Annotated in this window: 14 protein-coding genes; 9 read left to right on the forward strand and 5 right to left on the reverse strand. The window is 62.8% G+C overall.

Translation table 11 applies throughout. The annotated features are described in order from the left end of the window. Positions 1–7 precede the first annotated feature (7 nt). From DFO46_RS11240 to DFO46_RS11255, 4 genes are all read left to right on the forward strand, one after another. On the forward strand, positions 8–793 hold the full coding sequence (locus DFO46_RS11240; RefSeq protein WP_120277328.1) for an SDR family oxidoreductase: 786 nt from the start codon (positions 8–10) through the stop codon (positions 791–793). Positions 794–921: 128 nt separating this feature from the next. Then, positions 922–1,155: a hypothetical protein gene (locus DFO46_RS11245; RefSeq protein ID WP_120277329.1), complete on the forward strand. Its 234-nt coding sequence runs from the start codon at positions 922–924 to the stop codon at positions 1,153–1,155. Positions 1,156–1,251: 96 nt separating this feature from the next. After that, the gene (locus tag DFO46_RS11250) at positions 1,252–1,452 is read left to right on the forward strand and encodes a hypothetical protein (RefSeq protein WP_120277330.1); all 201 of its coding nucleotides are present in this window, start codon (positions 1,252–1,254) and stop codon (positions 1,450–1,452) included. A gap of 142 nt (positions 1,453–1,594) precedes the next feature. Further along, positions 1,595–2,887, forward strand: coding sequence for an Hsp70 family protein (locus DFO46_RS11255; RefSeq protein ID WP_120277331.1), 1,293 nt, complete (start codon positions 1,595–1,597; stop codon positions 2,885–2,887). Positions 2,888–3,140: 253 nt separating this feature from the next. Here the strand turns inward: DFO46_RS11255 and DFO46_RS11260 are convergent, their stop codons facing one another. Then, a complete protein-coding gene (locus tag DFO46_RS11260) occupies positions 3,141–3,434 on the reverse strand; it encodes an XRE family transcriptional regulator (RefSeq protein ID WP_120277332.1) in 294 nt (97 codons plus the stop codon). After that, the gene (locus DFO46_RS11265; protein WP_120277333.1) at positions 3,431–3,808 is read right to left on the reverse strand and encodes a type II toxin-antitoxin system RelE/ParE family toxin; all 378 of its coding nucleotides are present in this window, start codon (positions 3,806–3,808) and stop codon (positions 3,431–3,433) included. The genes DFO46_RS11260 and DFO46_RS11265 overlap by 4 nt, the downstream gene beginning before the upstream one ends. Before the next feature lie 217 nt (positions 3,809–4,025). Here DFO46_RS11265 and DFO46_RS11270 point away from each other — a divergent pair, with 217 nt between their 5' ends. From DFO46_RS11270 to DFO46_RS23905, 3 genes are all read left to right on the forward strand, one after another. Beyond that, positions 4,026–4,925 (forward strand): uracil-DNA glycosylase, encoded by a 900-nt coding sequence (locus tag DFO46_RS11270; protein WP_120277334.1) that lies wholly within the window; start codon positions 4,026–4,028, stop codon positions 4,923–4,925. Positions 4,926–5,076: 151 nt separating this feature from the next. Next, the gene (locus DFO46_RS11275; RefSeq protein ID WP_120277335.1) at positions 5,077–5,268 is read left to right on the forward strand and encodes a hypothetical protein; all 192 of its coding nucleotides are present in this window, start codon (positions 5,077–5,079) and stop codon (positions 5,266–5,268) included. Between the two features lie 142 nt (positions 5,269–5,410). After that, the gene (locus tag DFO46_RS23905) at positions 5,411–5,569 is read left to right on the forward strand and encodes a hypothetical protein (protein ID WP_165826112.1); all 159 of its coding nucleotides are present in this window, start codon (positions 5,411–5,413) and stop codon (positions 5,567–5,569) included. 91 nt (positions 5,570–5,660) lie between these two features. Here the strand turns inward: DFO46_RS23905 and DFO46_RS11280 are convergent, their stop codons facing one another. Continuing rightward, positions 5,661–6,557 carry a hypothetical protein gene (locus DFO46_RS11280; RefSeq protein WP_120277336.1) on the reverse strand — a complete coding sequence of 299 codons (897 nt, stop codon included), beginning with the start codon at positions 6,555–6,557 and terminating at the stop codon, positions 5,661–5,663. A 333-nt stretch (positions 6,558–6,890) separates the two neighbouring features. Here DFO46_RS11280 and DFO46_RS11285 point away from each other — a divergent pair, with 333 nt between their 5' ends. Continuing rightward, positions 6,891–8,120 carry an MFS transporter gene (locus DFO46_RS11285; protein WP_110789308.1) on the forward strand — a complete coding sequence of 410 codons (1,230 nt, stop codon included), beginning with the start codon at positions 6,891–6,893 and terminating at the stop codon, positions 8,118–8,120. Between the two features lie 18 nt (positions 8,121–8,138). On the opposite strand, the gene DFO46_RS11290 is transcribed toward DFO46_RS11285, so the two are convergent. Further along, positions 8,139–9,077: a DMT family transporter gene (locus tag DFO46_RS11290; protein ID WP_110789309.1), complete on the reverse strand. Its 939-nt coding sequence runs from the start codon at positions 9,075–9,077 to the stop codon at positions 8,139–8,141. Positions 9,078–9,801: 724 nt separating this feature from the next. Here DFO46_RS11290 and pepN point away from each other — a divergent pair. Next, complete coding sequence (pepN, locus tag DFO46_RS11295) at positions 9,802–12,450, forward strand: aminopeptidase N (RefSeq protein ID WP_120277337.1); 2,649 nt, start codon at positions 9,802–9,804, stop codon at positions 12,448–12,450. On the opposite strand, the gene DFO46_RS24040 is transcribed toward pepN, so the two are convergent. Then, a complete protein-coding gene (locus DFO46_RS24040) occupies positions 12,440–12,649 on the reverse strand; it encodes a hypothetical protein (protein ID WP_210210625.1) in 210 nt (69 codons plus the stop codon). The genes pepN and DFO46_RS24040 overlap by 11 nt on opposite strands. Positions 12,650–12,667 lie beyond the last annotated feature (18 nt).

Genomic DNA, 12,667 nt, shown 5'->3' on the forward strand with positions numbered 1-12,667 from the left:
CTTCACCATGGATCTCGGCATTTCGGGAAAACGCGCCCTCGTGCTCGCCGCGTCGCGGGGCTTGGGCCTCGGGATTGCCAAGGCGCTTGCCGCTGAAGGCGTTCACGTGCTGATCTGCGGGCGCAGCGAAGACAAGCTGAAGGCCAATGTCGACGCGATCAGGGCGACCGGTGGCAAGGCCGATTTCGAGGTGGCCGATCTCGCCGACGGGCATTTCGTCGAGCAGATGATCCACGCCGTGCACGACATCCTCGGCGGCATCGATATCCTCGTCAACAATACCGGCGGCCCCACTCCCGGTACGGCCGAAGACATGGATGGCGACACGCTCGACATGTTCTTCCAGACCATGGTTGTGCGCGTCATCACGCTCACCAATGCCTTCCTGCCGCTGATGAAGACGCAAGGGTTCGGCCGCATCCTGACCGTCGCCTCCTCCGGCGTGTTCGAGCCGATCCCCAATCTCGCGCTCTCCAACACGCTGCGCGGCGCGCTGGTCGGCTGGAACAAGACGCTGTCGTCGGAAGTCGCCTCCTATGGCGTGACCGCCAACATGCTTTTGCCCGGCCGCATCCACACCGACCGAATCGACGAACTGGACGGGGCCAATGCCAAGCGCCAGGGCAAGTCGGTCGAGGACGTGCGGGCCGCTTCGGTCAAGTCGATCCCGGCGCAGCGGCTTGGCACGGTCGAGGAATTCGCCGCCGCCGGCGCCTTCCTCTGCTCGGCACAGGCGAGCTACATCACCGGCACCATGCTGCGCGTCGATGGCGGAGCAGCAAAGTCAAACTGAAGCCGTGAAGCACTCACCTCAACACTCAATCGCAATCCTCTAAAATGCGATCATCTGCATGAACGGGCTCTCAATCTCTCGCGCGTAAGGCTTGTCGCCAGTGCTGCAGGGAGATGAGAGATCCCGACATGATGGAAACCGGACATGAGGACCGGACGCTGCTCGACACCTTGTCGCCGCGGGCGGAGGACGATTTTTTTGAGCTGGAGGAGGCCGAGCCGCCCAGGGCGAGCCGGCCGATGCTGCGCATTGTGGCACAGGGCCTGATCATCGGCCACCTGCTGCCGCAACTCGCCGAGGGCGATGCTGGCGAAAACCTGGAGATACGTCCGGGCCTGACACGGCATTATTTCGAGGTTTGAGGCCGCCTGCCCCATCTCAAGGATACCCCCCTCAAAAGGACACTGGCGGCCCCGCGTCGTTGGGCCTAAGCTTCAGGTCGAACCGGAGCATCCCCCATGTCAGCCTTGCGCCTCATCCTCAAAATCGTTGCCGTTCTCGCTGTCCTGATGGGCCTGATCTGGCTCGGCCAGGGGACCGGCCTTTTCCCCTATCCGGCCTCCAGCTTCATGATCAACCAGAGCCCGTGGATCCTGCGCGGAGCCCTTCTGGCGCTGGCCGGCCTCGTCGGCCTCTATCTGTTGCGGCGTCGTGGCTGACTGCCGCCCTCCGCATTAAGGCTTGCCCTCGCCCCTCCCCTGTGGCATCTGGCGCGCTCCTCATTCGCGCCGGCATGACCGGTGCTTGACCGGGTATCGCCCGGTCTTCCCTGACATCTGCAAACCACAAGGAGCGACGGCCATGGCACAGGCGCTTGGGCTTGATTTCGGCACGACCAATACCGTCATTTCCGTCGCGGACGACAGCGAGCACACCCATTCGGTGGCCTATACCTCGCCGGCCGGCACCTCCGACAGCATGCGCACGGCGTTGTCCTTCCTGAAGGACCGGCAGCTTGGCGCCGGCGCCCTGAAGGTCGAGGCCGGCCAGGCGGCCATCCGCGAGTTCATCGACAATCCCGGCGAATGCCGCTTCCTGCAGTCGATCAAGACCTTTGCCGCCTCGCCGCTGTTCCAGGGCACGCTGGTGCATGCCCGCCGCTTCCAGTTCGAAGACCTGATGGAGGTTTTCCTGAAGCGGCTGGAGGCCTATGCCGGCGACGGCTGGCCAACGGATGCCAAACGGCTTGTCGCCGGTCGGCCGGTGCATTTCGCCGGCGCCAATCCCGATCCGTCGCTTGCGACAACTCGCTACAACGAGGCACTGACGCGGCTTGGCTTTCCCGAGATCCACTATGTCTATGAACCGGTGGCGGCGGCCTTCTACTTCGCCCAAAACCTCAAGGCCGATGCGACCGTGCTGGTTGCCGACTTCGGCGGCGGCACCACCGACTTCTCGCTGATCCGCTTCGAGACCGAGGGCGGCAAGCTGAAGGCCACACCGATTGGCCAGTCGGGCGTCGGCATTGCCGGCGACCAGTTCGATGCCCGCATCATCGACCAGCTGGTGGCACCCGAGATCGGCAAGGGCAGCCAGTTCAAAAGCTTCGGCAAGCTGCTCGACGTGCCCAGCAACTATTACCTCGCCTTTTCGCGCTGGAACCAGCTCTCCGTCTTCAAGACGCTAAAGGAATTTTCCGACCTAAAATCGCTGGTGCGCCAGGCGGAAGAGCCGGAAAAGCTCGAACTCTTCATCGACCTCATCGACCATGACGAAGGCTATCCGCTCTACCAGGCGGTCTCCGCCGCAAAGATGGCGTTGTCCTCGTCGGAAGCAGCGGAATTCCGCTTCGCCCCCCTCGGCAAGGCCGGCGAAAAGACCGTCACCCGCGCCGCCTTCGAAGGCTGGATCGCCGACGACATCGCCCGTATGGAAGAGGCGCTCGACAATGTGCTTCAGACCACCAACACGCCGGCCGACGGCATCGACAAGGTCTTCCTCACCGGCGGCACCTCCTTTGTGCCGGCCGTTCGCAACATCTTCCGCCGCCGCTTTTCCGAAGACAAGATCGAGACCGGCGGCGAACTGGTCTCGATCGCCCATGGTCTGGCGCTCATCGGCGAGCGCGACGACATCGAGCAATGGGTGGCGTGAAGGCTCTATGCTCTCCTTGAGGGGGGAGGTCGGCGGGAAGGGTTGGAGCGAGGCGATCTGTCAGCGGAAGCGGGGCGCCTTCTGATAATGCTCCTTTAACGTCCCTCCCGACGCAAATACTTGCCCCTCACCCTACCCTCTCCCCGCAAGCGGGGAGAGGGAGGCGCGAACAGTGGCCGTCTCGGCCTTCTCCCCGCGGGCGGGGAGAAGGTGCCGGCAGGCGGATGAGGGGCAGACCCAAGTTCACTGCGGATCAAACGTCAACCAGCTCAATCAGCAGCTTCTTGCCAACGGATCGCGCGGCGCGGTCGAGCGTATCCAGAGAGACCGCGACATTGCGGGGATCGAGCACACGTTCCACCTGGGTCCGGCTCGTCCCCATCCTCGCTGCCATGTCGGACTTGGTGATAGACTGCTTCTGGCGGGCGTCTTCGATCTGCCAGGCCAAGACCCGCTTGATCGCCTCGCTATAGACTGCATCCCGTTCGCCAAGCTCTTCCAGAAAATCTTCCAGCGTGCCGCCGATAGACGATGGTGTCTCACTCATCTGCTTGTTCCCTTGTCGGTCTTTTTCACGCGCTTGGAACGCTCCTGGTGTTCCTTCCAGCGCTGAACGGCCAGTTTGATCGCATTCTGCTGTCCATCCTTGCCAATCTCACCATGCAATAAAATCATCAGCGCACGATCGATGCCGAAATAGGTCCTCGCCTCGACCCTGCCGTTTCTTATTGTGGAGCGCACCTCGCGGACGCCATCACGGATCGCTCGACAGATTGGCATGCCAACGGGCCAGCCGAACTCGACCGCCGCGATGTCAGTACCGATGATATGGCGATCTTGCTTATCCAAGGCCCTCAGCCATTCCTTTACCGGTTCGACGCCCTCGTCCGTCACGAAGAATGTCGCAACAATCCGTTTCATCTGACGCCTCTTTGTACCTTATACGGTTCATTTTTGCAAATCTTGATGGGGCAGGACACGTGTGAGAAGGGGACAACCTCAAACGTCCAATGACAAACCTTAACCTCAAAGCCATGCGCGCGAAAAGCGTATTGGCGGATTACGCAACCCGACGAGCCTCACACGCTCCTCCGCTTTCCATTTGCCATCCCCCGCCGATTGGCTCTAGAACAGCCCGATGATCCAGGCCCGCGACATGAACCCCGCAGAACTCGCCGCCCTTCTCGCATTTCATGCGGAAGCGGGCGTCGAATGGCTGCTGGAGGAGGAACCGGTCGACCGGATTGCGGTCTTTGCGGCGGAGAAGGCGGCACGGCAAACAAGCCGGCCGGCGGCAGCACCGTCTGCTGCCGCAGGGGGCGCGACTGCCCTTGGGGCCGGCCGCAGCCTCCCATCGCGCGGACCCGCTGCTGACCAGCGGCAGCAATCCCGCCCGCAGCCGTCGCAGTCTTCCGGCCTGCCGGCCATTCCGGACGAGAATGCCGTGGCCGAGGCGCGCTTTGCGGCGGAATCCGCCCGCTCACTTGCCGAACTGAAGACTGCCGTCGAGGGCTTTGCCAGCTGCAACCTGAAGACCTCGGCACGCTCGACGATCACCGCCACGGGCACGGCCAGTTCCGGCATCATGGTGATCGGCTCGATGCCGAGTGCCGATGACGACCGCGAGGGCCTGCCCTTCTCCGGCCGCGCCGGGCTCTTGCTCGACCGGATGCTGTCCGCCATCGGCCAATCGCGCGAAAGCGTGCTGATCACCACGATCATTCCCTGGCGACCGCCCGGCGACCGCATGCCGTCAGCGCCGGAAACCGCCATCTGCCGGCCGTTCATCGAGCGGCAGATCGCTCTTGTCGAACCGCGTCAGGTGCTGGTGCTCGGCAATTTCGCCGCCCGCTTCTTCTTCGGTGAGACAGGCACGATCCATGCGCTCAGGGGCAAATGGCGCGAAATCGGCAGCGGCGGCGAGACGCTGCCGGCCATGGCCACGCTGCATCCGCAGGAATTGCTCGCCGCGCCGGCCAGCAAGGCGCTCGCCTGGATGGACCTCCTGGCGTTTTTCGAACGCCTCCCCAGAGGGTAAACGCTCAAATAAGCGTCATTGTAAACAAATGATGAAACCAGCCATGCAGAATACGCAAGGCAGGGCCGCAACAGCGCGACTTGCCGACTCAATGCTGCACTGCGATATACAAAGAGCAAAGTGGGAGGGACACTTTACAAGGAAGACTGCCGTGAGCCTTCGGACCCGCCCCATTCACTGCAAGTTCGAGACCCTGCGCCTCGCTGGCGATCAGGGCCGGACCAACAGCCCCTACAACCGCATTGGCCCTGCCGCCGCGCTCGAACAGCTGAGTGCCCGTTATGTCGGCCATGCCGGACGCATTGCGCGGCCCGCGACCGTCTTCTCCGATTTCCGCGCCTGACGCGAGCGCTCTGCGCGCCCGAAGGCTTGGCCTTGCATTCGTCGCATATCAGCCCCGTTGAATTGTGCGTTGCACAAGTGGTTCATCCATGAACTAATAAGGGCGTAAAATAGATATGCGCGAAAAGCTGAGGATAAGTCCCATGACCATCCGTTTCCATCCCGTCCGCACCCTGCGTCAGGCCATGCATCAGATCGGCCACGCCGTCAGCGCTTCGGCAGAATATTCCCACGCTGCCCATCAGCGCCAGGCCGCGATCGCCCGCGGCGAGCGCCCGGCCGTGCAGCCGCTGGCCTTCTGAGCGCCGCGCCTAATAGATATAGCCCGCACCCACGGCTCGCTCTGGCGGGCCGTTTGCGTTTCCGGCGTCTCTCGCCCGGCGATCGCGCGTCCTAGGCCTCCCGCACCGCGCCCAGGAGCGGCTCAGGCTTTCCCAGGTCCACAGGCCCGCAGATCTTCTCATAGGCGTGATCGACGATGGAGAATTTCACTGCCTGCCATTGGCAGTATTCGCGCAGGAAATCGCGGCTCAGCAGGCAGCTCTTGCGCGTATCGTCGGGCCAGGACAGGCAACCGGCTTCCACCGCACGACGAAACAGGCGCTGCAGGTGGGTGCGGGAAATCATGAAATGCTCGGCCATCTGGCGCGCATCGATGCGGCCGATTTCATAGACCTCGCCGCCTGGCAACGGTTCGATCGCCCGGCGCACCAGCTCGTCCATCACCAGCCCCCCGGCTTCCGTCCAGAGAAACAGCGCCACGCGCGGCGGTGGCTCCAGCCAGCGCGGGTCCAGGCACGCGCGGCGCGCGATCTGCGGCTGCACCTGCCGCAGCAGGTCCGGCCTGCCCTGCAGTCTGGACACACGATCGCCGCCATCGAGCCGGTCGAGCACAAGCAGGTTGGTGAGGACCCATTGGAACATCGCCTGGAACGAGATTTCCGTCGCTTCATAGCGTTTCGGCCGGCGTGTCGGGTCGCCGACAATCCGGACGAACTTGTAGCTCAGCAGCTGGTCGAGGAAGTTGAGCACCGTATTGCGGCTTGCCGCATTGTTGGATGTGATGATCTCGCGCAGATTGGTGGTGGTCAGGCCACTGCCCGGCTGTGTCGGATCATATTCCAGCTGCAGGGCGAAGGCCGCCTGGCTCAGCAGCCAGCGCTGATGCGACGCCAGCATGCGCGACAGCCGTGGGCTTTCGTCGAACTGTTGCCGCAGCGACGCCGCAAAGCCACGCAGTGCTTCGACGAAGTTCGGATGGTCGGCAATGTCCTCAGACGAAAACGCCATGCTTCACCTCAGTCTCCCAGCCTGACGCCATGCGGGCCGGGCATCGGCACGCATGCACAAGACCCTCGAAACCAAACCCCATGTCGCCCCGCCTTGCACGCTCGACAGCCCCATAAATCTCCTCCGGCGCGACGGATGACGTCCCCGCCTGATCAATGAGTGACGAATGACAAGGTAAGCGACTTACTTGCACGATTTCAATCAATTATTAGCCCATACCGCCACAATGCGTCACGGGGGTCCTGGTTTTGCGACGCTGGACGTCGGTTTCGAAATTCCTTAAACGCTGCGATCGGGGCAGTATCGCCCGATCAAAGCGCCCGAGGGGTCTCCATGCTGTCCAGTCTCGCCTCGATCGCGACCCTGATGCTGTCCACCCTGCTGATGATGGCGGGCTTCGGTCTGATGGGCTACATGCTGCCCATTCGCTCGCTCAACGAGGGCTGGTCGACCTTCATCATCTCCGTCATTGCGACCGGTTACACCTTCGGTTTCACGGTTTCCTGCGTGGTGACGCCGATCTTCGTGCGCCGGGTCGGCCATGTGCGGGTGTTTGGGGCCTTGATCACCCTGCTCACCGTGTCGATCCTGCTCTGCTCCCTCGTCGTTGAATGGTGGGCGTGGATGATCTTCCGGGGCCTGGCGGGCTTTGCCATCGCCGGTGCCTATCTGCTCATCGAAAGCTGGCTCAACGAGCGCGTCACCAATGAGAATCGCGGGGCGCTGTTCTCCGTCTACATGGTGACCTGCCTGGTGGGCTCGATCGGCGGCCAGTATATCGTGCCGCTTGGCAACGTGAACGGACCCGAGCTCTTCATCATCTGCGCGCTGATCTTCTCACTCGCCCTCTTCCCTGTCGCCCTGTCGACCGCCCAGTCGCCGACGCCGATCGCCGAAGCCCGATTCGATCTCAAGCGGCTTTATCGCCGCTCCCCGATCGCCTTCTTCGGCTCGCTGCTGTCGGGCGCATTGTCTGGCACCTGGGGCAGCCTGGGCGGCGTCTACTCGCAGACTATCGAGATGACCACGACGCAGGGCGCGACGCTGCTCGCCGCCTTCCTCGCCGGCGGTGCGCTCTCGCAGGTGCCGATCGGGCGTCTCTCCGACCGCATCGACCGCCGCCTTGTCATGATCGGCTGCGGTCTCTTCGGTGTCGCAGCCTGCCTCGCCATGGCCGCCTTCGATGCACAGAATGCGACGGCCATCTACGTCGCCGGCTTCTTCGTCGGCACCGTGCTCTATCCGGTCTATTCGCTGAACGTGGCCCATGCCAACGACCTTGCGGAGCCGGACGAGTATGTGACGCTATCCAGCGCCATCATGATCCTCTATGGCCTCGGCACCGTGACCGGCCCCGTCATGGCCGGCTCTCTGATGCAGTGGTTCGGGCCGAACGCCCTGATCTTCTTCCTCGCCACCGCATTCGCGCTCTACTCCGGCTATGCCGCCTGGCGCATCTCGCGCCGTCCGGACACCGCTGCCGACAAGACCGACTTCCAAGCCGTCGCGATCCCGATGCAGGGCACGGACGGGGCATCACCGCTCAACGATCCCGATCGCTGAGCGCGGCCTTGTTCTTGCTCATCCCTGCGGGGTCGAGGCTTTCCTGGCGGCCCGCCGCTCGAGCCCCAGCTGGTGTTCGCGAAAGATGATGAAGATCCCTGCGCCCACCACGATCGCGGCACCGAGGATGGTCGTCCATGTCGGCACATCGGCAAACAGAAGATAGGCGGCCACAGAACCCAGAATGATCGAGATATATTCAAAGGGTGCGATGGTGGAGACATCCGCGAAGCGGTAGCTCTCGGTCAGCAGGATCTGGCCGAGCCCGCCGAAGAAGCCGGCCAGGGCCAGGAGGCCAAGCGCCCGCCAGGAGAGCTCCGGCCAGCCAAAGAACCAGGTGAGGGCCGACAAAAGGGATGCCGTCACCGAGAAGAAGAGGACGATGGTCGCCGTCTTTTCCTCCCGCACCAGCTGGCGGACCTGCAGCATGGCCGCGGCCCCAAGCGTCGCCGAGATGAGGACCGCCACGGCCCCGATTGCGGCTTCCGATCCCAGCCCCTCGTCGGCAAACAGGCTGAGCTTGGGCACACAGATGATCAAGACGCCGATCAGGCCGACGAAGACCGCCGTCCAGCGGTAAAGCCGCACGGTCTCCTTCAGGAACACCGCCGCAAAGACGACCGCGATCAGCGGCATGGCATAACCGATGGCGATCGCATCGGGCAGAGGCAAATGCACCAGGCCGAAAAAGCCCGCGCCCATGGCGCAGACGCCGAGGAAGCCGCGCTTCACATGGCCGAGCGGATTGTCCGTCTGGATCGCCCGGCGCAGTTCGCCCCGGAAGGCCAGATAAATCACGATCGGCACGATGGCGAAGGCGGAGCGGTAGAAGCTGATCTGGCCGGGTGCAATGCCGGCACCCGCCAGCTTGATCGAGGTCTGCATCGCAACGAAGACGGTGACCGAGAGCACTTTGAGGAGAATGCCGCGGAGCGGATTTGGGTCTGCAAAAGCCATTTCAGTCAGCAATTTCGTTGGCAGTTCGCGGCTTCAAGGCTGAGCGAGCCAAAGGACGGGAGAGCAATCGGACGACGCGCGCTGCCGTATTGTGCAACCCGCCCGCTAGACCTTGCACCTCAACCGGACCGAAACAAGGCTCAAGACCGGCAAAAAGCACCTCTGGCATGGGTTTTCTTGCTATCCGGCGTTAACCATGCCTTCAACCGGGCCCCATAGATTTGTCGTCATTCCATAGTGCAGACGCTCATTTCATTCATTGCGATCACCAAATCCTTTCTTTCTCCCTCGGTGAAGACATGCCGTGGAAAGGCGACCGAAGCGAACAGCTTCGGGCCGGGTCGGCAAAGCCACGCGGACGCTCAACGCCGCCCAGTCGCACTCTGGCAGCCATCCCGCTCAAAGCGCCCTGCCCCTGATTTTCCAATGAAGATGACGGCACGGACAGCATTCGCAGGCCGTCGAATTGCAAGTCGTCTCTCATCGGCGCCGACCGGCAACGAAGAGAAAAGATCAGCCCCGCGCTATTCTTCAGTGTTGCCGCTTACCGACCGATCTGGCGTGCAGATCTTGTCTGAGCCCAAAAAGGGCCAGCGAAAAATATCACGTGTTTTAACAATCGTTCAGATTTTGCTGCAATCATCGCCGGTAACTTGACCCCATTCGGTGCAGAGTAAATCTGCTTGCGCCGTCGCGGCCAACCTCGAAGCGACCAGGATATACAATGCGCACAGATACGGGCCGGATCGTTCATCTGGCAGACTACCGCCCCACCGACTTTGTTCTGGAACGGGTTGATCTGACCTTCGAACTGGACCCGACTGAAACCAAGGTGGAAGCCCGTCTGATCTTCCACCGCCGCGAAGGCGTCGATGCCAATGCACCGCTGGTGCTCGATGGTGACGATCTCACCATGACCAGCCTGCTTTTCGACCAGATCGAGCTCGATCCCGCGCGCTACACCGCGACACCCGAGAGCCTTGAGATCCGCGACCTGCCGGAATCGACGCCCTTCGAGATCACCGTTGTCACGATGATCAACCCGGAGGCCAATACCCAGCTGATGGGCCTCTACCGGACGAATGGCATCTACGCGACGCAGTGCGAGGCCGAGGGCTTCCGCCGCATCACCTATTTCCCCGACCGCCCGGATGTTCTGGCCGTCTACACGATCAACATCATCGCCGACAAGGCCGCCAATCCGCTCCTTCTCTCCAACGGCAACTTCCTCGGTGGCGCCGGCTTCGGCCCGGACAAGCACTTCGCCGCCTGGTTCGACCCGCATCCCAAGCCGTCCTATCTCTTTGCGCTGGTCGCCGGTGACCTCGGCGTCGTCGAAGACACCTTCACCACCATGTCCGGCCGTGACGTGGCGCTGAAGATCTATGTCGAGCATGGCAAGGAGCCGCGCGCGACCTATGCCATGGACGCTCTGAAGCGCTCGATGAAGTGGGACGAAGAGGTCTTCGGCCGCGAATACGATCTCGATATCTTCATGATCGTCGCCGTCTCCGACTTCAACATGGGGGCCATGGAGAACAAGGGCCTCAACATCTTCAACGACAAGTATGTGCTTGCCGACCCCGAGACCGCGACCGACCAGGACTACGCGAATATCGAGGCGATCATCGCGCATGAATACTTCCACAACTGGACCGGCAATCGCATCACCTGCCGCGACTGGTTCCAGCTCTGCCTCAAGGAAGGCCTGACCGTCTATCGCGACCATGAGTTCTCCGCCGACATGCGCTCGCGCTCGGTGAAGCGCATCGCGGAAGTCCGCCATCTGCGCTCGGAGCAGTTCCCGGAAGACGCAGGCCCGCTCGCCCATCCGGTGCGCCCGACGAAATACCGCGAGATCAACAACTTCTACACGACGACCGTCTACGAGAAGGGCTCGGAAGTCACCCGGATGATCGCGACCATTCTCGGCCGCGATGGTTTCAAGAAGGGCATGGACCTCTATTTCGAACGTCACGACGGCGACGCCTCCACGGTCGAAGATTTCGTCAAGTGCTTCGAGGATGCAAGCGGCAAGGATCTGACCCAGTTCTCGCTCTGGTATCATCAGGCCGGCACGCCGCAGATCACCGTCTCCTCGGCCTATGACGCCGGCGCCAAGACGCTGACCCTGTCGCTCGAGCAGATGGTTCCGGCCACCCCCGGCCAGAGCACCAAGGAACCGATGCACATTCCGCTGCGCTTTGCGCTGATCTCGGAAAACGGCTCGGAGGCTTCCGCCTCGTCCGTATCCGGCGGCGAGGTCACAGGCGACGTCCTGCATCTGACCGAACGCGCCCAGACCTTCACCTTTTCCGGCATCGGCAGCCGTCCGGTCGTCTCGCTCAATCGCGGCTTCTCGGCCCCCGTCACCCTGCATTTCTCCCAGGGCAAGGACGACCTGATCCACATTGCCCGCCATGACAGCGACCTCTTTGCCCGCTGGCAGGCGATCACCGATATTGCGCTTCCGATCCTGACCTCGGCTGCCAAGACCGCCCAGGCCGGCGGCACGATCGAGGTCGCCCCCGCCTTCATCGATGCGCTCCTGGCCGTCGCCGCCGACGAGACGCTGGAGCCGGCCTTCCGCGCGCAGGCGCTGTCGCTGCCGACCGAAGCCGACATCGCCCGCGAACTCGGCGGCAACAACGATCCCGATGCCATCCATGCCGGCCGCGAAGCCGTGCTCTCGGCGATCGCCAAGGCAGGTGCTGCGGTCTTTGGCACGCTCCATGCCGCGCATGCGGCTTCCGGCGCCTTCAGCCCGGACGCGGACGGGGCCGGCAAGCGTGCGTTGAAGAACAGCGCCCTCTCCTTCCTGACGCTCGCCGAAAACACGCCGGCCCTCGCAGCCGATGCCTTCGCCAAGGCCGACAACATGACGGACCTGTCGCAGGCGCTCACCATCCTTGCCCATCGTTTCCCCGATGCACCGGAAACGAAAGCGGCCCTTTCCGCCTTCGAAAGCCGCTTCGCCGAAAACCCGCTGGTGCTCGACAAGTGGTTCACCATCCAGGCGACGATCCCGGGGGCCGATGCGCTCGCCCGCGTCCAGTCGCTGATGAAGAGCCCGAACTTCACGCCGAGCAATCCCAATCGCGTGCGTTCGCTGATCGGCACCTTCGCCTTCTCCAACCCGACCGGCTTCAATCGGCCGGATGGTGCCGGCTACGGTTTTTATGCCGAGCAGATCCTCGCCATCGATCCGCGCAACCCGCAGCTTGCCGCACGCCTCCTGACCGCGCTCCGGTCCTGGCGCCTGCTGGAGCCGGTACGCGCCGAGCATGCGCGAAAGGCGCTCGCAACCATCGAGGCGGCCCCGTCTCTGTCGACCGATGTCCGCGACATCGTCGAGCGCGTCCTCAAGGGCTGATCTGCGCTCTGATTTGCACCATCGAGACGCCGGTCACCGACCGGCGTCTTTTGCATTTCATGCCCTGGCGAGAGCATTCCCCGCCCGATTCCTGCATCAGATTCAGCTGCTTGCCGCAGGCGCGATAAAAAAAGCGGAGTCGGCGTAAGGGGTTAATATTTTCTTTACCTGGCAGCTCTGGACAAGCCGAATCGGCCATGATTCCTTGACCCCAGAT

Source organism: Rhizobium sp. AG855 (assembly GCF_003610655.1).
Lineage (GTDB): Bacteria > Pseudomonadota > Alphaproteobacteria > Rhizobiales > Rhizobiaceae > Allorhizobium > Allorhizobium wuzhouense.